Raw genomic sequence first — 26,883 nt, forward strand, 5'->3', positions numbered from 1 at the left:
GCACGCCCTCCGTGCGCCGTGCGCCGTCCGGCGGGACACGATCATCGGCGGGGTCGCCGCCGTACCCGCCGGAGTCTTCCACGGCGTCGACTACGTGGCACGCCGATGCTCGCGCCGCGGTGTGGCGGGGCGGTGGTCGGGCACGGCGCGCCGGTCGCGGGACGGTGGTCACGGCCCACGTGGATCGTGCCGCGGTGGTTTCGCAAACGCCTCCGGTGCATGCCTTGTCATGGGCTGTTCCGGGAGCGCTCTGCGTTTGACATGCGGCGACCCGGTGGGACGGTTGAAGAGGCATTCCCGCCCGACGGCGTTCCCGCCCGACGAACGCGGAGGCAGTCCCATGAAGGCGTTGGTGTACGAAGGGCCACGTTCGGTGAGCGTCAAGGACGTACCGGACGCGAGGATCGAACGGCCCACGGACGTGCTCGTGAAGATCACCTCGGCGAACATCTGCGGCTCGGACCTGCACATGTACGAGGGGCGCACGGACATGGAGAAGGGGCGTGTCCTGGGCCACGAGAACATGGGCGAGGTGATCGAGGTCGGAGACGGCGTGGACCGGGTCAAGGTGGGCGACCTGGTGTGTCTGCCGTTCAACATCAGCTGCGGGTTCTGCCGCAACTGCGAGCAGGGGCTGACGGCGTTCTGCCTGACCACCCCGTCGGATCCGCGGATGGCGGGTGCCGCGTACGGGTTCGCGGGGATGGGCCCGTACAACGGCGGACAGGCGGAGTTCCTGCGGGTGCCGTACGGCGACTCCAATTGCCTGGTCCTGCCGGAGGAGGCGTGGGAGAAGCAGACCGACTACGTGATGCTGTCGGACGTCTTCCCGACCGGCTGGCACTGCACGGAACTCGCCGGGGTGCGTCCGGGCGAGACCGTGGTCATCTACGGTGCGGGTCCGGTCGGGTTGATGGCGGCGCTGTCCGCGACCCTCAAGAGCGCGGCGAAGGTCATGGTCGTCGACCGGCATCCGGACCGGCTGCGGCTGGCCGAGGAGATCGGTGCCGTCCCGATCGACGACTCCAAGGGTTCGCCGATCGACCGGGTCAACGACCTCACCGACGGACTGGGCGCGGACCGCGGCTGCGAATGCGTGGGCTACCAGGCACATGACGCCCAGGGCCACGAGCAGCCGAACCTGACTCTGAACAACCTGGTGCAGTCCGTGAAGTTCACCGGCACCATCGGCGTGGTCGGTGCCTTCGTGCCCCACGATCCCGGAAGTCCGGACAAGCTGTACAAGGACGAGGGAGAGATCGCCTTCGACTACGGCATGTACTGGTTCAAGGGCCAGTCGATGGGGACCGGTCAGGCCAACGTCAAGGCGTACAACCGCCAGTTGTGCAACCTCATCCAGCAAGGGAAGGCCAAGCCGTCCTGGATCGTCTCCCACGAACTGCCGCTGGCGGAGGCGGCGCAGGGGTACGAGCACTTCGACAACCGGGACGCGGGCTGGACGAATGTCGTCCTCCACCCCGACGGCGGGGGCCGGAGCGGCGGTCGGTAGGTGGACGGACAGACAGACAGCCGTGGTCGGTGGGTGGGGCGCGGGCGGTAGGCGGAGCCGAGCGGTGGATGGGGGCGGCGGGCAGGTGTGGCCGGGAGCCGGGGCCGGGGGCCGGGAGCGTCTGATGCGTCTCGGCTCCCGGTCCGGCGTACCGGTGTCGTGGTGTCGTGTCGTGGTGTCACATCACCTCGGTGACGAGAGCGACCGCACGGTCGAACAGGCCCGCCTCATCCCTGCTGTCGCTGTGCTCCTTGTGGCCCCTGACGTCCCCGCCCTCCTTGCCATTCCTGCCGTCCCCGCCGTCCTTGCCATCCTCGTTGTTGCTGTTGTTGCTGTTGTTGCTGTCGTGCCCCTTGTGCGCCGCACCGCCGCGCGTCGCGTCGGCGGTGCGGCGTGCGGCGGCCTCCGCGAGGTGGGCGGCGGGGATGCCGCCGGAGGCGGAGAAGTGCGGCACCAGGGCGTTCAGCAGGGCGAGGGCGCACGCCGATGCCGCGTCCCCGGCCCGGGGGTCGACCGCGGTCCGGGCCAGGATCAGAGCCGTCATGGCCCGGTCCAGGGCGGGCGCGCCCTCCGCCGTGTCGCTCCAGTCGATCACCACCGGTCCCCGGGGTGTCAGCATCACGTTGCCCGGGTGCAGGTCGAGGTGGAGGATCCGGTCCTCGGGCTGCGGGGAGAGCCGCGCCGGGACGGTGTGCAGTTCGGCGAGGAGCCCGGCCAGTACGGTGGCCGCATCGGACGCGGTGAGGTCGCCGGACTCCAGGGACGCCAGCATGGTCGGGCCGGTCAGGCGCCGCAGCACCAGGTCGCAGGGGGCCGTCGTGGCGTCGCGCGGACCGAGCCGGGGGACCGGGTAGCCGTGTGCGCTGAGGTAGGACATGACCGCCCACTCATGGGTGGCGTCCAGCCCGTCGCGATCGCGCCGCAGGACCCAGTTCTCGTCGAGCGCGTACACGTCGGCGGTGCGCCCGGCACCCAGTAGCTCACCTATTCGCATGGGACGAACCTATGGGTACGCGCGTGCGACGGGGAGTTCACCAGCGCATGCGAGTTCACCGGCGCATGTGAGTTCACCGGCGAGTGCGAGTCCATCAGGGCACGCGGCGTCACCAGTGCGTACGGCTTCACCAGCGCATGTGGACGTCCTCGGCCCAGCCCAGGAGTCGGTCCACGACGATCTCGCGCCCCTCGTCGTCGCGTACGCGGCCGGAGTAGTGACCGAAGCACTGGTCGGTGCGGTTGGCGATCAGGCCGACGTCCGTACGGGTGGAGCGGTTGTGGAACGGGACGAACGTGAGGTCCACCGCGGGCCGGTTGCCCGGCGATGTGATGGTCCACGGGGCCAGGAAGTCGTCGGACGACCAGTGCCACTCCAACTCCTCGCCGAGCTTGCTGAGCCGGCCGTCCACGCAGAGCGCGTTCTCCGTGGCGCCGGTGCCCCTGGTCCAGCGCCCGCCGAACTGCAGCCCCACCGTGTGGCCGTCGGTGCGGCCCGACGCGGCCCCCCAGTTCCAGTCGACCGAGCGCGGCCAGCGGCCCCGTCCGTGGTCGAGCACGGCCCAGGCGTCCGCGCCGAACTCCAGGTCCTCGTCCCCGATCCGGACCGTGCCGGAGGCGGGGCGGGCCGTGTGCTTCGACGTGTACTGGAAGCGGCGCTCGTCCCACGGCACGACGACGGACAGCGTCTCGTGGCCGACGGGCAGGGCGGCGAAGAGGTCGACCTCCACGGTCCGCTTCGGTGAGGACGGGGTCAGGCAACGGGCCCGCAGGCGGGTGCCTCCGTCCTCCTCGCCGATCTCGATCCTGACCTTGCCGCCCGTGGGGCGGGGCGGGCCGACCACCACGGCGGGGGAGCCGGGCGCGCCCGCGATCGTCTCCGGGAGGCGGACACCGCGACCGCCGGGCGTGATCGCCGTGCGCTCGAACTCCCGGCCACCCGGCCCGTACTCCAGCACGTACACCGTGTTCAGCGCCAGGAAGTCGAGGTCGCTCACGGTCAGTGCGACGAGATGGGTGGGCGTGGTCACGCACCAGTACTCCCAGCGCTTGGTCCGGCCCCAGCCCCGCAGATTCGACCGGTGCAGCGGCCTCCTGGACCATCCGCGGGCAGAGGGGTTCAGCCGACCGTCCGACAGGCACAGGTCGACGGGCTCGGTGATCTCATGTTCGTGGGTGGCCATGGACGGAGCCTAAGGGCTGTCCCGTAGCCCCAGACGGGCACACGACGACGGCTGCGGTACCTCGCGGTGTTGTCGGAGTCGTCCTCGTGCGTCCGGTACGAGGACGATCCTTCGCCTTGCTATCGGACGCACCGGACGGACGCCGCACGATCCGACCTCCGGCCGAACGAAGGCACTTCGACGGCACGTCCTCGCAGCGCCCCTTCTTACGACGCCTGTCCCGACGATGCCTCTCCCGACGACGCTTGCCCCGGTGACGGCGCCGGTCGTGGCGCCGACCCCGCGGCCCATGACCTCGCTGGTCACGGACCCCATAACACGAAGTGAGGGGGAGAACGGGATCTCCTTGGCCTGACGTGTACGCGGCTACCTTGGCGACAATTCCCCCGAAGTCAAGGAGAGTTCCGTGGAGAGATCCATCCTCCGCAGACGTGCTCTGGCCGCGTGTGCCGCCACCGTCGCCGTCGGCACGCTCGCGCTGGCCGGTCTGACCGGCAGCGCGTCCGCCGATCCCGCCCCCCAGGCCGCTACCCCCGCCACCGAGCAGCTTTCGCCGGGCCTGCTGAAGGCGATGCGCCGTGATCTCGGACTGACCGAGACCGAGGCGCGCGCCCGGATCGGCCAGGAGGCGCGGGCCGCGGCCGTCGCGGCCGGCCTGAAGCGTTCCCTCGGTGCGGATTTCGCCGGAGCGCGGGTGAGCGGTGACGACGCCGCCCTGACCGTCTCCACCACCGACGCCGGGCAGGCCGTCCGGATCGGCAAGGCCGGTGCGAAGGCCGTCGTCGTCGAGCACAGCCTGGCCGAACTGGACGCGGCGAAGCACGCGTTGGACCGGGTCGCACTGCGCGAGGCGCCCCGGGGCGTGCCCGTCTGGTACATCGACATCGCCACCAACCGTGTGGTCGTGCAGGCCGCCGACACCTCGGCCGCGAACACCTTCCTGGCCGCCGCCAGGATTGCACACGAGTTGGTGACGGTACGTCAGTCGACGGAACGGCCACGCACGTTCGCCGATCTGCGGGGCGGCGACGCGTACTACATGAACGGGCAGGGCCGCTGCTCCATCGGCTTCCCCGTGAAGCGCGGCACCCAGTCCGGCTTCGTCAGCGCCGGTCACTGCGGCACGCCCGGGGTGAGCACCAGCGGCTACAACCAGCAGGCCCAGGGCTCCTTCCAGGGCTCCACCTTCCCGGGACGCGACTACTCCTGGGTCGCCACCAACGCCAACTGGACGCCGCGCGCCCTGGTGAACGGGTACGGCAACGGCGACGTGACGGTCACCGGTTCCACCGAGGCCCTCGAAGGCTCCTCGGTCTGCCGCTCCGGTTCGACGACCGGCTGGCACTGCGGCACCGTCCAGCAGCGCAACACCAGCGTCACGTACCAGGAGGGCACCGTCTCCGGGGTCACCCGCACCAACGTGTGCGCCGAACCGGGCGACTCCGGCGGCTCTTTCATCTCCGGCAGCCAGGCGCAGGGGGTCACCTCCGGCGGCTCCGGCAACTGCTCCCAGGGCGGTACGACGTACTTCCAGCCGGTGAACCCGGCCCTCCAGGCGTACGGGGTCACCCTGGTCACCAGCGGCACCCCGACCGACCCGCCGGACCCGACGGACCCGCCGACCAACCCGGGCGGCACCTGGGCGGCCGGGACGAACTACGCGGCGGGCGATGTCGTGACCTACGGCTCCGACAGCTACCGCTGCCTCCAGCCCCACCTGGCCCAGTCCGGCTGGACGCCGCCGAACGTCCCGGCTCTCTGGCAGCGGATCTGACGACTCCGCAGGCTCCGGCGCGCGGGCCCCGGAGGGGCCCCGCCCGGCGGACTCCGGCAACGGGGCCGTCCGCCCGACGGATCGCGAAGCAGGGCACATCCCACGGCCGTGCCCCCGCGACGAGGTCCGTCACGGTTGCCGCGCCCGCCCGGCTCGCGCTCGCGCCTCCCTGCCGGGCGGGCGCGCGCCAGCCGTACTCACCCGCACCAGCTGCACTATCCGTGCTTCCCGCACCACCCGCGCTTCCCGCGCTTCCCGCACCAGCCGTACCGCCTGCACTTCCCGCACCACCCGCGCTTCCCGCGCTTCCCGCACTTTCCGCACTTTCCGCTCTATGTCATGCACTTGTCCTTCCCCCATACCGAGGAATCAGCCATGACTCCAGCTTCTGAGGTGCCCGAGGACTCCGGCGAGGACCGCCGGATCAGCCGCAAGTCCGTCCTCAAGGCCGCCCTGATCGCCGGCGCCGTCCCGCTGCTCGCCGGTGGTGGCGTGGCGCTGGCCCGCGACGCGGGCGGCAGCGGCAAGACCCTCGCCCCCACTCCGTACTGCGGCGACGGCGACGGCCCGACGCGCGAGCAGATCGAGGGTCCGTACTTCAAGCCCAACTCCCCGCTCCGCACCAGCCTGGTGACCTCCGGGACCCCCGGCACCCCCCTGACCGTCAGCGGCTATGTCTTCGGACGGTCCTGCAAGCCCATCCCGGGAGTGCTTCTCGACTTCTGGCAGGCCGACACCTACGGCGCGTACGACATGAACGGCTTCGCCTTCCGGGGTCACCAGTTCACCGACCAGTCCGGGGCCTTCTCCCTGACCACGATCGTGCCGGGGCTGTACCCGGGCCGTACGAGGCACATCCACGTCAAGGCACAGGCGCCCGGCTCGCGCATCCTGACGACGCAGCTCTACTTCCCGGGCGAGCCGCGCAACAACACCGACGCCATCTTCGACCCGGCGCTCCTGATGAACATCCGGAACGTCGGTTCCGGGCAACAGGGCACCTTCGACTTCGTGCTCAACGTCGACCAGGGCCCGTCCGTCCCGCCCACCGATCCGCCCACCGATCCGCCCGGCTCGACGTGGAAGGCCGGGACGTCCTACAACGCGGGTGACCGCGTCACGTACGGCGGGGTCGCGTACCGCTGTCTGCAGGCGCACTCGGCCGTGTCGGGCTGGGAACCGCCGAACGTCCCCGCATTGTGGGAACGCGGGTAGACGCGCAGCACGGCAGGGGCGTACCACCGTCCTGCGGCGTGTGCCGGGGTGTCCCTCGCGGGGTGCGCGCCGCACCCGGCCCGGACCGGAACCTCTTCCGGTCCGGGCCGTCGGCTGTCCGGGGGCGGCGGCGGGGCCGCGGAGTAGCCTGGGGATGTACGGCTTCCCGGTGAGGTGAGCCGGTCGTGTCGGCCCGCACGTCGAAGGAGGCCGTGACGCATGAACACCCTGATCAATGTCGTGGTCGTCCTGGCGATGATCGCGATCGCGGCGTTCGTCATCCACCTGCTCAACACCCGCCACCGGCATCAGCATCTGCGTCCCGCGCACTACGACCACGGCCTGGCCGGGTTCGGTGACGGCCCCGCATCGGGCCCGGCCGCCGGCACGGCTCCGGGGCGGCGGGACATGGCCGAAGGGCAGCACGTGGCCGAACGGCAGGACGTGGCCGAACGGCAGGAAGCCGACGCTTCCGGATCCGGGACAGACACCAGCACAAGTACCGGCACCGGCTTCGGTACCGGTGCCGACACCGGCCCAAGTACTGGTACCGACACCGGGCCCAGTACCGGTATCGACGCAGGGCCCAGCCCCAACCCCAATCCCAACCCGGGCCCCGGAGCAGGCTCCGGCTGATGCCGGCCGTCGGCTTGCGGGCCCCTACTTCGCGTCCGAGTAGCGCTCCACCACCGCCGTCGTGAACGGAAAACGCACCGGTGTCTCGCCGAAGACCGTTCGCCCTGCCGTGTGGCCGGCCGCCCGGATCGCCTCCACGACCGCCTCCGCCTCCTCGCGTGGACAGTGCACGATCACCTCGTCATGCTGGAAGAAGACGAGTTCGGCCCGGAGTCCGGCGGAACCGATCTCCCGGCGCAGGGCGGCCAGAAGCAGCAGCGCCCAGTCCGCGGCGCTGCCCTGCACCACGAAGTTGCGGGTGAAGCGGCCCCGCGCGCGGGCGCTGGACGACGCGTAGCCGGGCGTGAATCCGCTGCCGGCGGAACCGTCGGAGCCGTCGGCGGACCCGAGACCGGATCCGTTTCCGGCTCCGCTTGCGGAGAGGTGTGCGGGCTCCTCCTGGGGGATGCCGGCCTCGTCGTCCTCCGCCCCACCGACTGCGGGCGGGCTGGTCCGGCCCAGCCACGTCCGTACCAGGCGCCCTTCCTCGCCCGCCTTCGCGGCATCGTCGACATAGGCCACGGCCAGCGGGAACCTGCGACGCAGGGCGGCGAGGTTCTTCAGGCCATCGCCCGAGGTCTGGCCGTAGATGGCGCCGAGCAGGGCGAGCTTGGCGTGCTCCCGGTCGCCGTGGAACGCCCGGTCGGACAGGGTCGTGTAGAGATCGCCGCCGTGGCCCGCGACCTCCATCAGGCCCGGGTCGCGCGAGATCGCGGCCAGCACCCTGGGCTCCATCTGATCGGCGTCGGCCACGACGAGGCACCAGCCCTCGTCGGCGACGACCGCCCGGCGTATCACCCTGGGGATCTGCAGCGCGCCGCCGCCGTTGGTCGTCCAACGGCCGCTGACGGAGCCGCCCGGCTGGTACTCGGGGCGGAAACGGCCGTCGTGCACCCAGTCCTGGAGCCAGCTCCAGCCGTGCGCCGTCCAGACGCGGTACAGCTTCTTGTACGCGATGAGGGGTGCCACCGCCGGATGGTCCAGCTCCTCCAGCTCCCAGCGCCGCGTGGACTTCACTTTGATCCCGGCCTGCGCGAACGCCTTCACGACGTCGGCGGGGAGGTCGGGGCGGACGCGTCTGCCGAAGGCGGCCGAGACCTCGTCGGCCAGCTCGGCCAGTCTGCGGGGCTCCCCGCCGCCCGCGTAACGCTCGCCGAGCAGCTCCTGGAGCACCTCCCGGTGCACGTCGGCGCGCCAGGGCAGGCCGGCCCGGTTCATCTCGGCGGCCACCAGCATCCCGGCCGATTCGGCAGCCGTCAGCAGGCGCATCCGGCCCGGGTGCGCGGTGGCGTCGTGACGGCGGAGCTGGTCGGCGTAGACCTGGATCAGGTCCTCGAAGGGCAGGTCCGTGCCGGGGCGCGGCTCGAAGAGGGCGGACTGGGAGCCGGGCTCGGCGGCGCGGGGCGGCGGATCGGGAGGCACGGGGGCGTTGTGCAGGCGGGCGTGGGCGGCGGCAGCGGAGCGGGGTTCGCCCAGGCGGCCCTCATGGGCGAGGAGGAGGGATTCGGCGACCTCGATGTCGTAACAGCGGCCCACGGGCACGCCCGCCGCGAGCAGTCGCGGGTACGTTTCGGCGGTGGAACGCCAGACCCAGCGCGTGACCTCCGGCCGGGAGCGGACGGCCGTCACAAGGTCGGGCTCGGCCAGGACCGGTCCTGTGGGCACGCCGGAAGCGTCCAGCGGGGCGAGGAGCGCGCCGCCGTTCTCCGTGGTGGCCAGGGCCCAGCGTTCGGACATGCCGTCGAGTCTGGCACCCACCACTGACAACGGACACGGATAGTGAGCGCACTGGAAGCGTACGGTGACGGGACGGGGGTGAGGCCCAGGACCTCACCCCCGTCCCGTCACCGGCTTCCCGCACCGGAGAGGTCGACGGGGTCGGCCGACGTGGGCGGCCGACGGCGTACGGCTACGAGTCCGTCGTCCAGGTGCCCAGCGATATCTCGGCGGTGATGCCGGGCCCGAAGCCCGCCATCAGGCCGCGGTGGCCGTCCAGGGCCGATGCCTCGTCGAACATGCGACCGAGAGCGTCGATCACCACCGCGCTGGCTATGTTGCCGTACTCGGTGAGTGTCGCGCGGCTGAAGCGGAACGCCTCGGGCGGCACATCGAGGAAGCGGCTCAGGTCGTCCAGGATGCGCGGACCGCCCGCGTGGATGATGTAGAAGTCCATCTTCCCGGCGTTCCACTGGTGTTCCTCGGCGACCGCGTTCAGGGCCGGGGCGAGGGGTTCCATCGTTCCGGGCACCCGCTTGTCGAGCTGGAAGTGGAACCCGGTGGACCGCACCGCGTAGGAGATCCAGTCCTCGGTGTCCGGGATGACGTACGAGCCGTTGCGTTCCATCCGGACCCCGGTGCCGCCTCGGCCCCGGAGCACGACGGCGGCGATGCCGTCGCCGAACAGTCCGTTGGACAGCAGGGAGCCCACGCCCAGGTCGGTGGGCTGGTAGCAGAGCGAGCAGAACTCGCAGGCGACCACCAGGACGTTGCCGTCGGGGTACGCCCGGCAGAAGTCATGGGCGCGGTTGAGGGCAGCGCCGCCCGCGGCACAGCCGAGCTGGGCGATGGGCAGCTGACGCGTCTCCGGCCGGAAGCCCATCTCGCCGATGAGCCACGCCGTCGGCGGCGGCATCATGAACCCGGTGCAGGAGACGTAGACGATCAAGTCGATCTGCCGCGGCTCCAGTTCGGCCTGATCGAGCGCCCGGCGCACCACCGCCGGGACGCGTGCCTTGGTGTGCTGCTCGTACGTGACGCTGCGGGCGTCGAAGCCCGGGTGCTGGAGCACCTTGTCGATCGGCTGGATCAGGTGCCGTTTCTTCACCCCGGTGTGTTCGATCAGGCGCAGGACCAGGCCGAGCTGTGGGTGGTCGCCGTGCAGCCGTCGAGCCAGTTCGAGGGTTTCCTCGTTGGTGATGACGTACTCGGGGACCTCGATTGCCGGCTTGCAGAGAACCGCCATGGAACTCCTCCTAAGCGGACTTGGTCCACACGGCCGGGCCCGGAACGGTCGAGGAGTGTCCGCCGACGGCGGGAGACGGAGGGAGAGGACGGGATCCGCCCACCACGACCCGGCGCACCGCATCGTGCGAGGAGGACTGTGGGGGATTCCCGCGCCGGTCTCAATACCCCTGGAGCGGGCGCGGACGGGCCGACCGTCGAAGACTGGGTTCTCGCCGTTCGTGGGCGGATCCTGTGATCCGCCACGGCTTGGGTGGCCGTCGGGAACACGTTACGGCAGGCGGTTCGAAGCCGCACGTCGAGACGCCGAACGCCCTCGCCGCCCGCCGCCCGCCGTGCTGTGACGGGGCGAGGGCGGTGAGGACGAAGCCGATGGGGCGAACGGGCGGGGGCGGGGTGGGGCAGGCGCGACGGGATCGTGGAGTGGGCCCGGCATGGCTGGGGTGCTCGGCGCGGGCCCGACGTGGCTGATGCGCCTGATGTGCCCGGTGGTGCCTTGCGCGCAGGGGACCCGTTCCCGGGCCGTGTCTGTACTGGGGCCGTTCCTGGGCCCTTCCGGTTGCCGGGCGCATCGCCGGGCCGCATCATCGATGACGGTCGACGTCAGGGACGACGGCCGACAACGCCAGCGACGACGACCGACAAGCCACGAACGACGGCCGACGACGTCGGAGAAGACGCCGACGCGTCAGAGAGGACTTCGGCAACGCCAGGAACGACGGCCGACGACGTCAGGGATGACGCCGACACCAGGCCAAGGGCCGTCCGCGGTGTGCCCGGCCGACCCGTGACCGGCCGACCGGGTAGGGGTGACCGGTTACCAGGTGACGGGCAGTTCGAGGGGATAGCGCCAGATCGAGGTCTTGTTCCAGCGCACTGTCTCGGCGGGTGTCGCCAGTTTCAGTGCGGGGAAGCGCCTGAGCAGCGTTCCGATGGCGATCTCCAGTTCCGTGGCGGCCAGCGGCGCGCCGAGACAGTGGTGGCCGCCCCAGCCGAAGGTCATGTGCGACGGGCCTTCGCGCTCCAGGTCCAGCTCGTCGGGGCGGTCGAACTTCCGAGGGTCGCGGTTGGCCGTCAGATAGGAGACGTGCACGATGTCCCCGGCCCGGATCAGTACCCCGCTCAGCTCCACGTCCTCGGTGGCGACCCGGGGGATGCCGACGCCCTTGCGGAAGGGGATGAAACGCAGCAGCTCGTCAATGGCCTGCGGCAGCATCTCGGGGCGCTCGCGCAGCATGGCCAGCTCGTCGGGCCTGGTCAGCAGCGTGTAGCAGATGTTCCCGATCTCGTACGTGGTGGTGTCCTGGCCGGTGATGAGCAGGACCATGGCCATCACGGTCAGTTCCTGGTCGTTGAGGATCTCGTCCCCGTCGCGCGCCGTGGCCAGCGCGCTGATCAGGTCGTCGCCGGGGTTCGCGCGGCGCTCCGCCGTCAGCCTCTGGAAGTAGGCGCGGAGGTCGGCCTTGGACCGTACCGCGTTGTCCCGGTTCTCGACGGTGGTGTCCATCATCGTCCGGGCGTGGGCGCGCAGTTGTGCGTCGTCGCCCTCGGGGATGTCGAGCACCTCGCAGATGGTGGTCAGCGGCAGCGGCGCGGCCAGGTGCTCGAAGAGGTCCGCGGGGGCGCCGTGCTCCTCCATTTGGTCCAGCAACTCGTCCACGACGTGCTGGGTGCGTACCCGCATGCGTTCCACGTGGCGGGGGGCGAAGCCCTTGGAGATCAGGCTGCGCAGTCGGCTGCTGCCGGGCGGGTCCATCACGTTGATCGCTTCGTCCTGCACGATCGGCTCAGGTGTCATGCGCGGGAAGTTCCGGCCGATGATGGCATTCCGGCTGAAGCGCCGGTCGGTGGTCACCGTGCGCACATCGTCGTAGCCGGTGACGAGCCACGCGTCGCCGTCGCCGTGAGGCAACCGGATGCGGGAGACGGGCTCTTCGGTCATCAAGTGCCTGAGAACCGGGTCGAATTCGAGGGCCTCGGCGTAGTCGAACGGGCAGAGCCGGGCGCCGGTGGCTGGTTCCATGCGGAGCTCCAGAGGGAGAAAGGCTGACGGGGCGGTTCGAGGAGGTGGAGGAGGGACGGGTGGGCTGGACGGGACATGGGTGCCCGGTCTCCCGCAGGGGCACGCGCCGCCGGGGTCCGATTGGTCCACATATTGGTCCATATGCAGAACGGATCCCACGGCCGGGGGTGTCCGGGTTCGCTGGACCGGCGGATCCGGCGCGCGGGGCGGGTGCGGCGAAGCGGAGTGGGTCGGGGTGGAGGTCCGGTGGGCCGGGATGCGCCGGGCCGGTGCTCGCGGTGTCACGGCCGGCGGACCGGGCGCGTGTCGCGATGGCCGTACCGGCAGCGCGGGTACGGGTGCGGGGCGGCTCAGCCGATCGGGGCCGGTACGACGTTGGTCGCGTCCAGGGCCGGCCGGATCGCGCGGGCGAGCGCGACACCGTCGTCCACGGCCCAGAAGTGGGTGAAGAACAGGCGGGGTTTTTCGGCGAGATGGTGGTTGTGCAGCTCGACGAGCTTGATCCCGCCCCGCCGCAGGGCCTTCAACGCGGCCGGTGTCTCGTCGGCGAGCATGGCGCAGTCGCCGCTGAGCGCGGCCCGGCCGCCGCCCAGGGGCTGGAAGTTGAACGCGCTGGTCGAACCCAGGCCGGGCGGCAGGATCAGGTGACCGTCCGCGATCGTCTCGCGGCGGACGAAGAGGATCTTGTAGATCCCGTCCTCGACGGTTCCCTTTGTGCCGAGCACCGCCTCCATCCCGGCGGTGTCCAGGTCGACCGGGACCGACGGCCGGGGCGGCCGGGCGGGCGGGGTGCCGGTGCGGTCGAGCCCGGCGCGCAGGCCGCGGGCCATGGCGACGGGGTCGTGGCCGTGCGCGTGGACGTGGGTCCACCAGATGTCCGGGGTCTGGGCGAGCAGGTGCTTGTGAAGCGCGGTCTGCCCGATCCCGTGCGCCAGCCAGGCGTCGGTCGCCCGCTGCAACTCGTCCTCGGTGACCGCTACGTCGCCCATGAGCATGGTGCTGCCGTCGGCGTAGCGGACGAAGGCCACGTGCGTGCCGAGCGCGAGCCCCGGTGTGACGTTCACCCCCTCGGAGACCACGCGCAGGTCCCGCCGGGGGAAGCCCGTGTGATAGATCGTCCCGCGCAACATGTTGCCCGCGCGACCCAGCGCCCGTGCCACGCCGGCCCAGTCCTCCAGCGCGGTGGGCACCGGCGAGACCCGCTCGCCGTGCGGGTTGGTGCGCTCTGCGGGTTTGCTGCCAGCGGTGACGGTGGCGGTGGCGGCGGTGGCAGTGGGCGCCCCTGCGGCGGTCAGCGCCGGCGCGAGCGCCGCTGCCGCCAGCACTTGGCGTCGTGATGTGAACGCCCGTGCACTCGTGTCGTGCTGTCGGTCTCCGGTCCTGTTGTCGGTCTTCACGTGATCGCCTCCATGGCGAGATGAAAACACGTGAAACTTGGATAAAAGAATGAAAGCGGATACATCGTCAGCGGGTCGGACCGGATGGCCCAATGGCCCCACCGGACGCCCTGTCGGGGCGCGGCGACGAACGCGTGTGGCGCCCTCGCAGGCGGGAGCTGTCACAGCTGACCGAAGCTCAGAAACGGGCTGAGCGGCAGCGGGTGGCCCTCGATAGGGCCGGTAGTCGCCGAGTAGTCTCGATGCGATACGCCCACTCTTCTCGGCAGCGGGTGCTTGCGGAGTGCTGGGGCGTGGTCGCGCCGGCTCGCCAGAAGGGTGTTTTGGCCTCAATGTCGCGATCCAGGGAAGTAGGTAAAAACGGCTACCCTGCCGCCTGAACCCGCAGGTCAGGAACCTGCTCCCCGCGCACGCGGGGATGGTCCCGTCGCACCATGATCAGTCGCCGTACGCTCCTTCTGCTCCCCGCGCACGCGGGGATGGTCCCGCGCCGCGCCGAGTTGCTGAGGCAGGCGAATGCTGCTCCCCGCGCACGCGGGGATGGTCCCATCTCCCGCTCAAGTTCGGTGGTGTACATCTCCTGCTCCCCGCGCACGCGGGGATGGTCCCGGGCGCGTGCCTATGCGTTACGGCCCCGAGGACTTTTCCGTCGTCTGTTCACCGCATAGCAAAGGAGCCCCGCGCCGGGCCGTTCGGAGCTTTGGAGTCACGGACGGGGACCACGCCGCGCGGGGCGACGAGGTTGGCAGCGACCTCGATGCACTGGCCGCCGTTGGCGCTGCATGAAGACTTGAACCAGCGGCGGGATTGGGTCGCCACGGGGTGCCCTTTCGCAACCGGGTGATCACCGCTACGGATTCCGCTTGGGAGGAAGCTTCTGCCTGTAGCCCGTCGGCCGTGCCCCACCGGGCCGCGGCTCCTTCGGCGGCGGTGTGTGGCCCTCGCGGCCGTCGATGTTTCGCGGTGAAAACCGCAAGGTCAGGGGCCTCCTGCCGGTCGGGCCGTCGGACCGGCGGACCGGCGGGGCAGGGCTGGACAGGGCGGAGCAGTTGGAGTACGTGGGGCGGCGCCGCGTCCGGGGATGTGGGCGATGTGTGTGGAAGTTGAATATCCACAGGTTGTGGATGGAGGTGTGGGCAGACTGCCCCCAACCTGCCGCGGTGGTCGTGTGACCTGCCGCGGCGGCCGCGGACCGAACCCGTCCGGCACCCCGCCCGTTCGGCATCTCGCCCGTCCGGCGCTCTGCCCGTCCGGCACCCCACCCGTCCGGCGCTCTGCCTACGCTGACCTCATGGAATCGGTGATCGACCAGGCATTCGCGGCGGCCCTCTACTCGGACGGCGACGCCGGTCTCGACACCGGGGCCTCGCTCCTGGCCGCCGCACCGGCGGCCGACGCGGAGCTCGTCCGGCGCGGCGAGGAGTTCGTCCGCCGAGCCTGGGAACGCGGCTGGCAGCCTGCCGACCTCATACGTTTCATCCGTCGCGAACTCGACGATACGGCCGCCGGACTTGTCGCAGGGCTGATCGTTTCGGAGACCGGACGGTACGAGGGGCTGCCGCCCCGCTGGCAGGGGCAGATCGACAGGTTGCCCGACGCACCCGCCCGGAACCGGCCCGACCGGTTCTCCTACGCCTCCGCCCTCCTCGGGCTCTTCCGGCTGCTGCTTCGGCTCCCCGCCATCGAACCCGTCGGCCCGCCGCCCGGCACTTCCTCCCTCGTACGGCCACTGCCGCCCGCGCACGACGAACCCCGGATGCTCACCCGCATCCGTGCCCTGCTCGCCAAGGCGGAGGCGACCGGCTACCCCGAGGAAGCGGAGGCCCTGACCACCAAGGCGCAGGAGCTGATGGCCCGGCACTCCATAGATGAGGCCCTGCTCGCCGCCCGTACCCACAGTGCGGAAGCCCCCGGCGCGTGCCGCATCGGGGTCGACGCTCCGTACGAGACGGCGAAGGCGATCCTGCTCGACGCGGTTGCCTCGGCGAACCGTTGCCGCGCGGTGTGGAACGGCGACCTCGGCTTCTCCACTGTGGTCGGCTTCGAGCCGGACCTGGAAGTCGTGGAACTGCTGTACACGTCCCTGCTGGTCCAGGGCACGGCGGCGATGACGAAGGCGGAGGCCGGGCAGCGGGCCGGTGGGCGCAAGCGCACCAAGACGTTCCGGCAGTCCTTCCTCATGGCGTACGCCCAGCGGCTGGGCGAACGGCTCGCGGCCGACACCGCCCGCGTCACCGAGGCCCGGGCCGAAGCCGAAACGGAAGCCGGGACCGGAGTCGGGACCGGAGCCGGGGGTGAAGGCGCGTCGGCGGCCCGGCTGCTTCCGGTCCTCGCGGCTCGCGATGTCGCCGTCACGGAGGCCGCCGACCGGATGTTCCCGCAGACCACGACCACCAGGGTCCGCGGCGTTACCGACCTCGACGGATGGAACGACGGAACGGCCGCCGCGGACCGTGCCAGGACGGGCGGCCCGGGACCCGGCCTTCCCGACGGGCGCGGGGCGCGCCGCGGGTCGGGGAGGAGGAAGTGAGCGAGCCGGTGAACCTTCCCGGTCACAGCACTAGGGGGAGAGGCCGGGCGCGCGGCGGTGTACCTGGGCGCGGTGGTTCCAAGGCGCCGGAATGTCGGACCCTTGGACCTGTACTGAAGAAATCGGGCCACAGGGCCACAGGGCCACAGGGCCACAGGGCCACAGGGCCACAGGGCCACCGGGCCACCGGGCCACCGGGCCACGGGACCACCGGGCCATGTGGCGCCGGACCGCACGGCCTCGGACCACGAGTCGTCGAGCTGCGGGATGCCGGGTCCTCCAGCGCGTGCTGAAGCACGGGACCCGCAGGGCCGCGGAGTGCTGGACGATCGCAAGACACCGGGCTGCGGAGCGCCGGACGATCGCAGGACACCGGGCTACGGGACCGGTCCGATCGCGGGGCGCCGTGTCACGGGGCACCGGTGCGAGGGGCACGACTTCAAAGTCGGGCAACTCGGGTGAATAGGGTAATTCCGGTTACGCTCTGGGCATGAGCTGGCTCCGAGCGCTGAAGGAGACGGCCCGCTCGGGGCTGACGATCGAGCGGCGGCGTCTCGAACCGCTCATCGCGATCCGCGGTGCGGCCGGGCTCGCCCTCGTCATCGGGATCAGCCTCGTGTTCTTCGGGCCGGTCGTCGCCGCCAGCTCGGCGTTCGGCGCGTTCCAGGCCGCCATCGCCACGTTCCAGCGCAGCTGGCGACCCCGGCCCGTGCTCGCCCTGGTCTCCGGGGCAAGCCTCGCCGTGTCGACTTTTCTCGGCTACCTCACCGGTGCCCACCTGTCGCTGTTCCTGGCCCTGCTGGTGCTCTGGACCTTTCTCGCGGGCCTGGCATGGGCGGCGGGGCCGACGGGCGGGCTCATCGCGTCGTCCAACGTGGCGATCATGCTGGTGACGGTCACCCTGCCCACTTCCGTCGCGAACTCGGCCGTGCATGCCGCGGTGATCCTGTTCGGCGGCGTCGTACAGGCGACCCTGATCGTGCTGTTCCCGGTCCGCAGATGGGGTGCCCAGCGCGACGCCCTCTCCGACGCCCTGGCCGCCGAGGCCGACTACGCCCGTCGGCTGCGCCACGACCCGCTGGCCCCCTTCGACCCGGTGCCGCTGATGACCGCCCGCAATGCCGCCGCCGTCACGCCCTGGCAGGCCCGCCGCCGTCCGCCGGAGCTGCGCGGTTCGCGCGGTGTCGCCGAGCGGATCAGGCCGGTGCTCGCCTCGCTCGCGGACCCCGCGATGGGCGTACCGCCCGAGGGCCCGGAGCGGGACCGGGTCCGCGAACTTCTCGCCGCCGCCGGTTCCGTGCTCGACTCGGCGGCCCGCGCGATCCGCCACGGCGACCCGGTGAAGCTGTCCCCGTCGGCCGTCGCCGCGTTGAAGACCCCCGACACCGGCTCCCTCCTCGAAGGCCCGCCCCGCCGCGCCGCCGAGCGGCTCGACAAGTTGTTGTCCGACGTCATCGAGACCGCCGAGGGCGAAGGAACGAAGGAGGACCGGGCCCGGGCCGAGCAGGCCGTCGTGGCCCTCAGAGCGACGGGGGAGGAAGAGGCCCCGGTCTCCCCGCACCGCCCGCCCCGCCACCGTCCGACGCTGCTGCGTCTGGTCCCCGTCGTGGGGCGGGCCATGCGTGCCGAACTGCGTCCCGGCTCCCCGATCCTGCGGCACGCCGTACGGGTCGCCGTCGTCGCCGCCGTCGGCTACCTCATCGGCACCGCGCTGCCGTTCGGCCACGGATACTGGGCGCCGATGGCGGCCGTGATGACCATGCGGCCGGAGTTCTCCCAGACGTACGGGCGTGCCGTGGCCCGCTTCGGCGGCACGATCGTCGGGGTCTCGCTCGCGACGGCGATCCTCCGGACCGCCCACCCCGGTGTGACGTTCTCGGCGGTGCTCGCCGTGTGCTGCGCCCTGCTGATGTACCTGCTGATGCGCACCGGGTACGTCGTCGGCCAGGCGTGCGTCTCCGCCTACGTCGTGTTCCTGCTGGGCATGGGCGGCGACAACTGGTCGCAGACCGTGCAGGAGCGGGTGATCCTCACCCTCGTCGGCGGTCTCCTCGCGATGATCTCGTACGCCGTCTACCCGGCCTGGGAGACCCCGCGGCTGCGCGGCAGGCTCGGTGACTGGCTGAAGACGGGCGGGAAGTACGCCGCCACGGTCGTCGGCCAGTACGCCGTACCGGCCGAGCGTGGACCGGACGAGGTGCGGTCCGCCCTGCTCGACACCCGTGAGGCCCGGGTCGCCTGGCAGGAGGCGGTGGCCGCCGCCCAGCACGAACCCGTGCGCAGCCGAGGTCTCTCCCGTGCCGCCGCCGATGACGCCGAACACGCCCTGGCCGAGTTCGGGCGGGTCGCGATGCTGCTGGAGGCGCATCTCCCGTGCGGCGCCGCCACCCCCGTACCGGAGGCCGGGCCGCTGGCCGAGGCACTGCGCCGGTCCACCGAGCGGGGCGCGAAGGAGGTGCGGGAGCGGCGGGTGCCGGACTGGACGGAGGTGCGCGAGGTGCTCGCGCGGTGGGACGCGCGGCAGGAAGCGGCCGAGGGGGACGCCGACCCGGTCGTACGCAGCGGGGCGGGGCTGCTGCTCGACGCCCTGGAGGAGTTCTCGCGGGGGCTGGACGGTGTGCCGGGTGGCAACCCTCCTGGAAAGAAGGCGGGTTGACGCCCAGCGGCCGGCCTGCCGCCCAGGCATCAGGAACCCGGCAGGGCCCGGCAGGTCCGGGCAGGCCCGGTAGGTCCCAGCAGGTCCGGCAGGTCCCAGCAGGTCCGGCAGGTCTGCCAGGTCCCGCTGGTCCGGCAGGACCTACTGGGCCTGGGGGGCTTGTCCCGGCAAGTTCACCGGTGAGGCGAGTTCTACTGGTCCGGCAAGTTCTACTGGTCCGGCAGGTCGGGCAGGCCCGACGGGAGCGCCCCCGGCGCGGTCTTCGCCAGGGTGTCCTTCGTGCCGGCGGACCAGGAAACCAGGATGGTCCGGCCGTTGACGGACTCCACGGTCCCTTCGGTGCGGTCGGTGCTTCCGTCGGCGCACTTGAGTGCCAGCGTCACCCTGCCGGTGTCCCGCACCTGGCCCGTGCAGGCGCCCTGCTCGGTGATGAGCACCGCCTTCCCGGACGCGACGGACAGGACCACCGCCTTGCCGTCGGTCTTCCCGGCCCACGCCCCTTCCAGCGGCCCGGCGCCGTTGGTCGGATCGCTCCCCGAGTCACCCCCCGAGCCACTCCCCGAACCGTTGCCCGGTCCGTCCCCGGTATCGTTTCCGGAGCCGTCGCCACCGGAAGTCCGGCCGGTCTTCCCGGCGTCCTGTCTGTTGCCCGGGCCGTTCTTTCCCCCGTCACCGCCATCACCGCCGCCGCAGCCGGTCAGCGTGAGCGCGGTGAGGAGTCCGGCGGCGATCACGGCGCCGGAGCGTACGACTTTCCACATCTGGAATTCCCCCTCGTACGGCATAAAGACCGCGCCAAGCTACCAGTGCGCGGTATCGGGATGGGCGGGCCGAGGCGGGGTAGGCGAACCGAAGAGGCATCCCGGATGCCTCTTCCTGCGTCTGAGTCTGTAATCGTGGGAACACCTTGTGTGCACGTGCATCCGCTCATGCATCTGCTCATGCATGGATATCTGAACAAGGTTATGATCCGAGACAGTTGACACTTGCACCTTGTAACTCGGGGAGCGTCCTGTGCACCACGTGTACAACGGCATGGCGGCCACAGAGCTTCGCGGAGTCGTCTGGCAGAAGAGCAGATACAGCAACTCCCAAGGATCCTGCGTGGAGTTCGCGAAACTGCCCGGGGGAGATGTGGCGATGCGGAATTCGCGCCATCCCGACGGTCCGGCACTGGTCTATACGCCGGCCGAGATAGAGGCGTTGCTGCTCGGCGTGAAGGACGGCGAGTTCGACCATCTCGTCGCGGGCGGCTGACCCGCGCCATCAACTAGCCGCGCATAGAACGGAGTTCGAAGCGGAGCGGGTGTCGTACGGGCCGGCGGGGTCGGCAGTGTCACCGGCGACTGTTCACTCGATCGTCCCGACCGCCGCCCACCGGGCGATGGCCTGTCCGCCGCCGGACGGCCGGCCCCCTGCGGTCAGGTAGCCCGCCCCGATCAAGTGGCCCGTCCTGCCGGGCGGCGGCCCGCCGGTCGGCAGGACGGCGCGCCCCGTCCGTCCGACGGCCGGTAGTCAGCTGTCCGACCGACGGGCGGACAGCTGACTACCGGCCGTCGGACGTCAGCTCGTCAGCTGCCCAGCCGGTGAGCGGGTGTACGGCACTCGGGGGGCCGTCGGCGCGGCCTCCGGGCACCCGGACAGCCGGAACAGCGCCCAGACGACCTTCCCGCGCGGCATCACCCCGGCCCCGACGCCCTCCGTGCCCAGGAAGGGGGAGGGGTACCAGCCCCATGAGTCGCTGATGGACTCCACCAGGAAGAGACCGCGCCCCGACTCGGCGGAGTCCGCCGCCTCCGAGGCGATCGGGCTCTCCTGGCTGGGGTCGCGCACCGCGCACACCAGGCGCGAGCTCCAACGCATCAAGTGCAGTCGTACGGGTGGTTTCTGTGGTTCCGGCGCGATGTCCGAAGGAAGCGCGTGGCGCAGTGCGTTGGTGACGAGTTCGGAGACGACCAGGGCGACGTCGTCGAAGCGGTCGTCCAGCCCCCAGCCGGTCAGTGTCGTCCGGGTGAACCGTCGCGCCCCGCTCACGGCTTCGTAGCGGGCGGGCAAGGTGCAGGTGGCCGAGCCGGAGACGGCTGAGGGATCGATGGGTGGAAGCCCTTGCCTTAACGGCGCGAGCGTCGTCGATCCATTCGTCCCCATGCGAGGCACTCCCGGGATTCGCGGCTGTATCGGTACTACGGGGTACAGCGGCACAACACGAACGAGCACGCAGGTGCGCGATGGCCATCGTTCCGAATGCGCCGAGCAGATGCAAGGGCAGATGCACGTGCACGCGCCGGACCTGTCCGATCCCGTGCCGGTTCTTGGTCATTTCTTCCTGCGGGGATTTTCACAGCTTTACGAAGCCCTTCCCGTCTGCGTAATCGAATGAGTACGGGGCGAAGCGTTTTGGTGGCAGAATCCGGCACTTGGGGTTCTGGGGGCGGCCCCTTGTCCAGGAAGCGATGGGGAGGACCGGACCAGTGGCGGCAGGCGAGTCGAGTGGATCTGTGGTGCGGCGCATCCTGCTGGGCTCACAGCTCAGGCGATTGCGTGACTCGCGTGGGATCACCCGCGAGGCGGCCGGCTACTCCATCCGGGCATCCGAATCCAAGATCAGCCGCATGGAGTTGGGACGGGTGAGCTTCAAGGCCAGGGACGTAGAGGACCTGCTCACGCTCTACGGAGTCACGGACGAGGCGGAGCGCGAGGCCCTGCTGGGCCTGGCACGCGAGGCCAACGTGGCGGGGTGGTGGCACAGTTACGGAGACGTGCTGCCGGGGTGGTTCCAGACGTATGTCGGCCTGGAGGGCGCGGCGTCGCTCATCCGGGTGTACGAAGTCCAGTTCATCCACGGGCTGTTGCAGACCGAGGCGTACGCGCACGCGGTCGTCACCCGGGGTATGGGTGCTGACGCCCCCGCCGTCGAGGTTGAACGCCGCGTCGCGCTGCGGCTGGAACGCCAGAAGGCCCTCGTGTCCGAACGCGCGCCGCGTTTCCACGCGGTGCTGGACGAGGCGGCGCTGCGCCGCCCGTACGGGGACCGCGAAGTGATGCGCGGGCAATTGCGGCATCTCATCGAAATGTCCGAACACCCCAACATCCTGCTTCAGGTGATGCCCTTCAGTTTCGGCGGACACGCGGGAGAGGGGGGTTCATTCACCATGCTCCGATTCCCGGAATCCGATCTGTCGGACATCGTCTACTTGGAGCAGCTGACAAGTGCGCTCTATCTGGACAAGGCCGAAGAAGTCGCTCAGTACGAAAAGGCCATGACGCGGTTGCACGAGGACAGTCCGGGTCCCGAGGAGAGCCGCGATCTCCTTCGCGGTCTCCTCCAACTCGCCTGATTCATCGTTACGATGACGGTCCGATGGGAGTCTGCACCTGAGTTGGGGATCGTATGTCGTTCTTCTACGAGCTGGCCGACCAGTACATCGACGGTGAGTGGCGGACCGGAACCGGCTCGTGGGACATCATCGATTTCAATCCCTACAATGGTGAGAAACTCGCCGCGATCACCATCGCCACCGCGCGCGAGGTCGACCTGGCCTACCGCGCCGCCGAACGTGCCCAGCAGTCCTGGGCCGCCACGGGACCGTACCGACGCCGGGCAATTCTGGAACGTGCGCTGCGCATCATCGAGGAGCAGCACGAAGCGATCGTCGAGGTCGTCATCGACGAACTGGGCGGCATCCGTTCCAAGGCCGAGCAGGAGATCCACGTCGCCAAGGAATTCCTGCGCGACGCGACACGGCTGGCGCTGAGCCCCATGGGCCGCATTCTGCCCTCCCCGGCGGACGGCAAGGAGAACCGTGTCCACCGCAGGCCGATAGGCGTCGTCGGTGTCGTAAGCCCCTTCAACTTCCCTTTCCTGGTGGCGATGAAGTCCGTCGCACCGGCTCTCGCGCTCGGCAACGCCGTCGTACTCAAGCCCAACCAGAACGCCCCGGTCTCCGGCGGTGTGCTGCTGGCGAAGATCTTCGAGGATGCCGGGCTGCCCGCGGGACTCCTCAACGTGCTGATCACCGATGTCGCCGAGATCGGGGACGCGTTCATCGAACACCCCGTGCCGAAGATGATCTCCTTCGCGGGTACGGACCGGGTCGGCCGGCACGTCGGCGCCGTCGCGGCCGGACACTTCAAGCGCACGATCCTCGAACTCAGCGGCAACAGCGCCCTGGTGGTGCTGGACGACGCGGACGTCGACCACGCCGTCGACGCTGCCGTCTTCAGCCGATTCATGTATCAGGGCCAGGTCTGCATGGCCGCCAACCGCGTCCTGGTGGACCGCCGTGTCGAGCGGGAGTTCACCGAGAAGTTCACCGCCCGGGTGGCCGCGCTGCGGACCGGCGACCCCCGCGACCCGCGGACCGAGATCGGCCCGGTCATCAACACGTTCCAGGCCGACGCGCTGACCGCCTTCGTCGACCAGGCCCTCGCCGAGGGGGCCACCGCGCCCGTACGGGGCCGTACGCGCGGCAACCTCGTCGAACCGACCGTGCTCACCGGGCTGCCGGAGGACTCCCCGCTGCTGTCCCAGGAGATATTCGGCCCGGTGGCGGTCCTGATGACGTTCGACGACGAGGACGAAGCCGTACGGATCGCCAACGCCACCCCGTACGGTCTGAGCGGCGCCGTCCACACCCGTGGCATCGAGCGCGGGGTGCGGTTCGCGCGGCGCGTGGTCAGCGGGATGTTCCACGTCAACGGGCCGACCGTCCAGGACGACCCGCTGGTGGTCTTCGGTGGCGAGAAGTCCTCCGGGGTCGGCCGGCTGAACGGCGAGGCGGCCGTGGAAGCCTTCACGACCCAGACGTGGATGTCCATCCAGCACGGGCGGAGCGCGTTCCCTTTCTAGGGCGTGGTGCGAACGTAGCGTCGTCCGCCCGAAGGGCGGGGCGTGGTGCTCCTCTTCCTCGGTGCACCGTCGATCGTTGCCCACCGCAGGAGGGTGCCGCGCCTGGGAAAGGTCATCGTGGTCAACGTGATCGGCGCCTTCACCGCGGCGGATGCCTTTCTCGCTGCGGACACAGGCGCGTTCGCCCCGCTGGAAGCCCGGCGGGCGCCCGTCGCGCAATGAGGTCAGGATCTGACCTCTTGGGGTCCTAACGTGACCGGTGTCAGGAAGAACGAGCAGAATCCGGCACGGCCCCCGAAGGTGGACATCATGGTCACTCACGTTCCCGCAGAAGCTTTCGGTGACGAGCGCGGCGCGCTCCTCTCCTTCGTCGAGGCGCAGCGCGGCGCGATCCGTCGCTCGCTGATCGGTCTGACCTCGCAGCAGGCGGCGAGCCGTCCCAGTGCGAGCGAACTGTCCCTGGGCGGGCTGCTCAAGCACGTCGCCGAGACGGAGCTCAACTGGCTGCGGATGGCCCAGCAGCGGCCGAGCGAGAGCTCGCGCAACCAGGAGACCTGGGCGGACAGCTTCCGGCTCCTCGGCGACGAGACCGTGGAGGGGCTGCTGGACTTCTGGGACGACGTCGCGGTCCAGGTCGAGAAGTTCATCCGCTCGGTGCCCAGCCTGGACGACACCTTCCCGCTTCCCGAGGCGCCCTGGTTCCCCAAGGACGGGCGGGTCTCGATGCGCTGGCTGCTGGTCCACCTCGTCGAGGAGCACGCGCGTCACGCCGGACATGCCGACATCATCCGGGAGTCCCTGGACGGCAGCACCGCCCTCGAGCTGGTCGCCAAGGCGGAGGGTTACGCTGGTCAAAGTTGATCAGGAGGGGTGCGTGACATGTCCGCGATCCGGCTGCTCGTCCTGTGCGCGGTGCGTCAGCACGGGCGGGCGCACGGCTACCAGGTCCGCAACGACCTGGAGTACTGGGGCGCCCACGAGTGGTCCAACGCCAAACCCGGATCGATCTACCACGCGCTGAAGCAGATGGCGAAGCAGGGGCTGCTGGTCGCCCACGAGACCGCTCCGAGCACGGTGGGCGGCCCGCCCCGGACCGAGTACGAGATCACCGAGCGGGGGAACGAGGAGTACCTGACGCTGCTGCGCGAGGCACTGACCTCGTACGACCAGAAGCCGGACGCACTGGCGGCGGGCCTCGGCGGCATGGTCGACCTGGAGCGGTCCGAGGTGATCGGGCTGCTCAGGCGGCGGGTGGCCGGTCTCGTGGCCTGGCGGGCATCGGTCACGGAGTACTACACGCCGGAGGCCGGGCCCGAAGTGCTCGGGCACATCGGCGAGATCATGAACATGTGGGTCCACTCGGCGGATGCCGGGGCCGAGTGGACGCGCGGGCTCATCGCCCGTATCGAGGGCGGGGCGTACAGCTTCGCGGGGGAGGGCGAACCGTTCGTCGGCGTGCTCGCGGAGGGGCAGGAGAACCCGTACGCGACGGGCGTCCAGGATCCCGGCGACGACGAGTGACCGGGTGGAAGGGCGAGTGACCGGTCGGAAGTTGGTGGCGGAGGCCGGTGACGCATGTCGGCGGCGGACATCAGTGGCGGACGTCGGCGGCGGACGTCAGTGGTGGAAGGACGTCGCCGCCTGCTTGTCGTGGCTCAACGGGTGCGGCTGACGGCGTAGTTCGGGCAGGACCAGCCGCAGGTCCTCCATGAGCAGGTCGGCCAGGTCCGACGAGAAGCCGTTGCGGCACACCACCCGCAGCACGGACAGGTCCTGCCGGTTGGCCGGGAAGGTGTACGCGGGCACCAGCCAGCCGTGCTCGCGCAGTCGCCGCGACACGTCGAAGACGTCGTACGCCTCCACGTCCGGTGTGGTCGTCAGCGCGAAGACGGGCAGCTGATCGCCCCGCGTGAGCAGCCGGAAGTCCCCCAACTCCTCGATCTTTCCCGCCAGTCCGCAGGCGATGTCGCGGGACGACTGCTGGACGGCCCGGTATCCGTCCCGGCCCAGCCGCAGGAACGTGTAGTACTGCGCGACCACCTGGGAGCCGGGCCGGGAGAAGTTCAGCGCGAAGGTCGGCATGTCGCCGCCCAGGTAGTTGACCCGGAAGACCAGCTCCTCGGGAAGTTCGGCGGGCGAGCGCCACAGCGCCCAGCCGACGCCGGGGTAGACCAGTCCGTACTTGTGGCCCGAGGTGTTGATCGAGGAGACCCGGGGCAGCCGGAAGTCCCACACCAGGTCCGGGTCCAGGAACGGCGCGATCATCCCGCCGGACGCTCCGTCGACATGGACGGGGACATCGAGGCCGGTGCGTTGCTGGAGCGCGTCCAGGGCGGCGCAGAGTTCGGCGATCGGCTCGTACGAGCCGTCGAAGGTGGAGCCGACGACGCCGACGACGCCGATGGTGTTCTCGTCGCAGAGGTCGGCCGCCGCCTGCGGGTCGAGATGGAAGCGGTCGCCCTCCATCGGGACCTGCCGCGCCTCGATCTCCCAGAAGTTGCAGAACTTCTCCCAGCAGACCTGCACATTGATGCCCATGACCAGGTTCGGCCGGGCGGACGCCGGGTAGCGGTCGGCGTTCCTGGCCGCCCAGCGGCGTTTCAGCGCCATCCCCGCGAGCATGCACGCCTCGCTGGAGCCGGTCGTCGAGCAGCCCACGGCGGCCGACGGATCGGGCGCGTTCCACAGGTCGGCGAGCATCGCCACGCACCGTCGCTCCAGCTCGGCGGTGCGCGGGTACTCGTCCTTGTCGATCATGTTCTTGTCGCAGCACTCGCCCATCAGCACCCTGGCCTGGGGCTCCATCCAGGTGGTGACGAAGGTGGCGAGGTTGAGCCGCGCGTTGCCGTCCAGCATCAACTCGTCGTGAACCAGTTGGTACGCGGTCGACGGCGGCATCGGCCCGTCGGGGAGCCGGTGGCGGGGCGGCGCCGTCTCCATGCCGGCGACCGGATCGGCCTCCCCGAAGAACGGGTTGAGGGCGAGCCTGCGGCGTTCCCGGGACGGTTCCGTGCTGCTGGGCGAACCAGTGTGGAGAGACATCGGCGGACAGCCCTTCTCGGTTCTCGACGGACTCAGGACGGTGGGGGATCAACACGGACTCAGGACGGCGGGGG

At 70.6% G+C, this 26,883-nt stretch carries 22 protein-coding genes and 1 pseudogene; 13 read left to right on the top strand and 10 right to left on the bottom strand.

The window, feature by feature from the left end:
- Window positions 1-340: 340 nt before the first annotated feature.
- Window positions 341-1,510, top strand: a complete 1,170-nt coding sequence (locus AMK22_RS28025) for a glutathione-independent formaldehyde dehydrogenase (RefSeq protein WP_073789564.1) — start codon at window positions 341-343, stop codon at window positions 1,508-1,510.
- Between the two features lie 178 nt (window positions 1,511-1,688).
- Here AMK22_RS28025 and AMK22_RS28030 read toward each other — a convergent pair whose 3' ends face one another.
- On the bottom strand, window positions 1,689-2,504 hold the full coding sequence (locus AMK22_RS28030) for a phosphotransferase (RefSeq protein WP_107430653.1): 816 nt from the start codon (window positions 2,502-2,504) through the stop codon (window positions 1,689-1,691).
- 127 nt (window positions 2,505-2,631) lie between these two features.
- Window positions 2,632-3,687, bottom strand: a complete 1,056-nt coding sequence (locus tag AMK22_RS28035) for a DUF2804 domain-containing protein (RefSeq protein WP_073789567.1) — start codon at window positions 3,685-3,687, stop codon at window positions 2,632-2,634.
- A gap of 406 nt (window positions 3,688-4,093) precedes the next feature.
- On the opposite strand from AMK22_RS28035, the gene AMK22_RS28040 reads away from it, so the two are divergent.
- From AMK22_RS28040 to AMK22_RS28050, 3 genes are all read left to right on the top strand, one after another.
- Window positions 4,094-5,461, top strand: a complete 1,368-nt coding sequence (locus AMK22_RS28040) for an alpha-lytic protease prodomain-containing protein (RefSeq protein ID WP_199883330.1) — start codon at window positions 4,094-4,096, stop codon at window positions 5,459-5,461.
- A gap of 375 nt (window positions 5,462-5,836) precedes the next feature.
- Entirely contained in the window at window positions 5,837-6,676 is an 840-nt protein-coding gene (locus AMK22_RS28045) for a dioxygenase family protein (protein WP_107430654.1), read from the top strand.
- A gap of 219 nt (window positions 6,677-6,895) precedes the next feature.
- Entirely contained in the window at window positions 6,896-7,312 is a 417-nt protein-coding gene (locus tag AMK22_RS28050) for a hypothetical protein (RefSeq protein WP_073789569.1), read from the top strand.
- 24 nt (window positions 7,313-7,336) lie between these two features.
- Here the strand turns inward: AMK22_RS28050 and AMK22_RS28055 are convergent, their stop codons facing one another.
- The 5 genes and pseudogenes from AMK22_RS28055 to AMK22_RS28075 all read right to left on the bottom strand — a co-directional run.
- On the bottom strand, window positions 7,337-9,088 hold the full coding sequence (locus AMK22_RS28055) for a bifunctional 3'-5' exonuclease/DNA polymerase (protein WP_073789570.1): 1,752 nt from the start codon (window positions 9,086-9,088) through the stop codon (window positions 7,337-7,339).
- 172 nt (window positions 9,089-9,260) lie between these two features.
- The gene (locus AMK22_RS28060; protein WP_073789572.1) at window positions 9,261-10,313 is read right to left on the bottom strand and encodes a type III polyketide synthase; all 1,053 of its coding nucleotides are present in this window, start codon (window positions 10,311-10,313) and stop codon (window positions 9,261-9,263) included.
- An 816-nt stretch (window positions 10,314-11,129) separates the two neighbouring features.
- Complete coding sequence (locus AMK22_RS28065) at window positions 11,130-12,335, bottom strand: cytochrome P450 (protein ID WP_073789574.1); 1,206 nt, start codon at window positions 12,333-12,335, stop codon at window positions 11,130-11,132.
- 350 nt (window positions 12,336-12,685) lie between these two features.
- Window positions 12,686-13,732, bottom strand: a complete 1,047-nt coding sequence (locus tag AMK22_RS28070) for a DUF1259 domain-containing protein (protein WP_073789576.1) — start codon at window positions 13,730-13,732, stop codon at window positions 12,686-12,688.
- A 684-nt stretch (window positions 13,733-14,416) separates the two neighbouring features.
- A pseudogene (locus AMK22_RS28075) lies at window positions 14,417-14,551 on the bottom strand (DUF397 domain-containing protein); the annotation flags it as partial.
- A 472-nt stretch (window positions 14,552-15,023) separates the two neighbouring features.
- Between AMK22_RS28075 and AMK22_RS28080 the strand changes: the two are divergent.
- Both AMK22_RS28080 and AMK22_RS28085 read left to right on the top strand, forming a co-directional pair.
- On the top strand, window positions 15,024-16,262 hold the full coding sequence (locus AMK22_RS28080; RefSeq protein ID WP_073789579.1) for a DUF2786 domain-containing protein: 1,239 nt from the start codon (window positions 15,024-15,026) through the stop codon (window positions 16,260-16,262).
- 490 nt (window positions 16,263-16,752) lie between these two features.
- Complete coding sequence (locus tag AMK22_RS28085; protein ID WP_073789580.1) at window positions 16,753-18,918, top strand: FUSC family protein; 2,166 nt, start codon at window positions 16,753-16,755, stop codon at window positions 18,916-18,918.
- 209 nt (window positions 18,919-19,127) lie between these two features.
- On the opposite strand, the gene AMK22_RS28090 is transcribed toward AMK22_RS28085, so the two are convergent.
- Window positions 19,128-19,679 carry a hypothetical protein gene (locus tag AMK22_RS28090; protein WP_073789675.1) on the bottom strand — a complete coding sequence of 184 codons (552 nt, stop codon included), beginning with the start codon at window positions 19,677-19,679 and terminating at the stop codon, window positions 19,128-19,130.
- A 253-nt stretch (window positions 19,680-19,932) separates the two neighbouring features.
- Here AMK22_RS28090 and AMK22_RS28095 point away from each other — a divergent pair, with 253 nt between their 5' ends.
- Window positions 19,933-20,175: a DUF397 domain-containing protein gene (locus AMK22_RS28095; protein WP_073789582.1), complete on the top strand. Its 243-nt coding sequence runs from the start codon at window positions 19,933-19,935 to the stop codon at window positions 20,173-20,175.
- Between the two features lie 306 nt (window positions 20,176-20,481).
- On the opposite strand, the gene AMK22_RS28100 is transcribed toward AMK22_RS28095, so the two are convergent.
- Window positions 20,482-21,066, bottom strand: a complete 585-nt coding sequence (locus tag AMK22_RS28100) for an ATP-binding protein (RefSeq protein WP_073789584.1) — start codon at window positions 21,064-21,066, stop codon at window positions 20,482-20,484.
- On the opposite strand from AMK22_RS28100, the gene AMK22_RS40215 reads away from it, so the two are divergent.
- The 6 genes from AMK22_RS40215 (at window position 20,981) to AMK22_RS28125 (ending at window position 25,288) form a co-directional block, all read left to right on the top strand.
- Entirely contained in the window at window positions 20,981-21,298 is a 318-nt protein-coding gene (locus tag AMK22_RS40215) for a hypothetical protein (RefSeq protein ID WP_199883334.1), read from the top strand. The two genes, AMK22_RS28100 and AMK22_RS40215, sit on opposite strands and share 86 nt — an antisense overlap.
- Before the next feature lie 73 nt (window positions 21,299-21,371).
- Window positions 21,372-22,256: a helix-turn-helix domain-containing protein gene (locus AMK22_RS28105; protein WP_073789585.1), complete on the top strand. Its 885-nt coding sequence runs from the start codon at window positions 21,372-21,374 to the stop codon at window positions 22,254-22,256.
- Window positions 22,257-22,309: 53 nt separating this feature from the next.
- Window positions 22,310-23,767: an aldehyde dehydrogenase family protein gene (locus tag AMK22_RS28110; RefSeq protein ID WP_073789586.1), complete on the top strand. Its 1,458-nt coding sequence runs from the start codon at window positions 22,310-22,312 to the stop codon at window positions 23,765-23,767.
- 42 nt (window positions 23,768-23,809) lie between these two features.
- Window positions 23,810-23,989, top strand: coding sequence for a hypothetical protein (locus AMK22_RS28115; protein WP_073789587.1), 180 nt, complete (start codon window positions 23,810-23,812; stop codon window positions 23,987-23,989).
- An 87-nt stretch (window positions 23,990-24,076) separates the two neighbouring features.
- Entirely contained in the window at window positions 24,077-24,628 is a 552-nt protein-coding gene (locus tag AMK22_RS28120) for a DinB family protein (protein ID WP_073789677.1), read from the top strand.
- 18 nt (window positions 24,629-24,646) lie between these two features.
- Complete coding sequence (locus AMK22_RS28125) at window positions 24,647-25,288, top strand: PadR family transcriptional regulator (RefSeq protein WP_073789588.1); 642 nt, start codon at window positions 24,647-24,649, stop codon at window positions 25,286-25,288.
- Between the two features lie 96 nt (window positions 25,289-25,384).
- Here AMK22_RS28125 and AMK22_RS28130 read toward each other — a convergent pair whose 3' ends face one another.
- Complete coding sequence (locus tag AMK22_RS28130) at window positions 25,385-26,809, bottom strand: glutamate decarboxylase (RefSeq protein ID WP_073789589.1); 1,425 nt, start codon at window positions 26,807-26,809, stop codon at window positions 25,385-25,387.
- Between the last annotated feature and the right edge of the window lie 74 nt (window positions 26,810-26,883).

The organism is Streptomyces sp. CB01580 (assembly GCF_001905795.1).
Classification (GTDB): domain Bacteria; phylum Actinomycetota; class Actinomycetes; order Streptomycetales; family Streptomycetaceae; genus Streptomyces.

What these genes read in the sequence shown, in the direction of transcription:
- AMK22_RS28065 (WP_073789574.1), bottom strand. Translation starts at nt 12,335, where the DNA reads ATGGAACCAGCCACCGGCGCCCGGCTCTGCCCGTTCGACTACGCCGAG.
- AMK22_RS28080 (WP_073789579.1), top strand. Translation starts at nt 15,024, where the DNA reads ATGGAATCGGTGATCGACCAGGCATTCGCGGCGGCCCTCTACTCGGAC.
- AMK22_RS28030 (WP_107430653.1), bottom strand. Translation starts at nt 2,504, where the DNA reads ATGCGAATAGGTGAGCTACTGGGTGCCGGGCGCACCGCCGACGTGTAC.
- AMK22_RS28045 (WP_107430654.1), top strand. Translation starts at nt 5,837, where the DNA reads ATGACTCCAGCTTCTGAGGTGCCCGAGGACTCCGGCGAGGACCGCCGG.
- AMK22_RS28105 (WP_073789585.1), top strand. Translation starts at nt 21,372, where the DNA reads ATGGGGAGGACCGGACCAGTGGCGGCAGGCGAGTCGAGTGGATCTGTG.
- AMK22_RS28060 (WP_073789572.1), bottom strand. Translation starts at nt 10,313, where the DNA reads ATGGCGGTTCTCTGCAAGCCGGCAATCGAGGTCCCCGAGTACGTCATC.
- AMK22_RS28085 (WP_073789580.1), top strand. Translation starts at nt 16,753, where the DNA reads ATGAGCTGGCTCCGAGCGCTGAAGGAGACGGCCCGCTCGGGGCTGACG.
- AMK22_RS28120 (WP_073789677.1), top strand. Translation starts at nt 24,077, where the DNA reads ATGGTCACTCACGTTCCCGCAGAAGCTTTCGGTGACGAGCGCGGCGCG.
- AMK22_RS28035 (WP_073789567.1), bottom strand. Translation starts at nt 3,687, where the DNA reads ATGGCCACCCACGAACATGAGATCACCGAGCCCGTCGACCTGTGCCTG.
- AMK22_RS28025 (WP_073789564.1), top strand. Translation starts at nt 341, where the DNA reads ATGAAGGCGTTGGTGTACGAAGGGCCACGTTCGGTGAGCGTCAAGGAC.
- AMK22_RS28110 (WP_073789586.1), top strand. Translation starts at nt 22,310, where the DNA reads ATGTCGTTCTTCTACGAGCTGGCCGACCAGTACATCGACGGTGAGTGG.
- AMK22_RS28050 (WP_073789569.1), top strand. Translation starts at nt 6,896, where the DNA reads ATGAACACCCTGATCAATGTCGTGGTCGTCCTGGCGATGATCGCGATC.
- AMK22_RS28100 (WP_073789584.1), bottom strand. Translation starts at nt 21,066, where the DNA reads ATGGGGACGAATGGATCGACGACGCTCGCGCCGTTAAGGCAAGGGCTT.
- AMK22_RS28055 (WP_073789570.1), bottom strand. Translation starts at nt 9,088, where the DNA reads ATGTCCGAACGCTGGGCCCTGGCCACCACGGAGAACGGCGGCGCGCTC.
- AMK22_RS28125 (WP_073789588.1), top strand. Translation starts at nt 24,647, where the DNA reads ATGTCCGCGATCCGGCTGCTCGTCCTGTGCGCGGTGCGTCAGCACGGG.
- AMK22_RS28130 (WP_073789589.1), bottom strand. Translation starts at nt 26,809, where the DNA reads ATGTCTCTCCACACTGGTTCGCCCAGCAGCACGGAACCGTCCCGGGAA.
- AMK22_RS28090 (WP_073789675.1), bottom strand. Translation starts at nt 19,679, where the DNA reads ATGTGGAAAGTCGTACGCTCCGGCGCCGTGATCGCCGCCGGACTCCTC.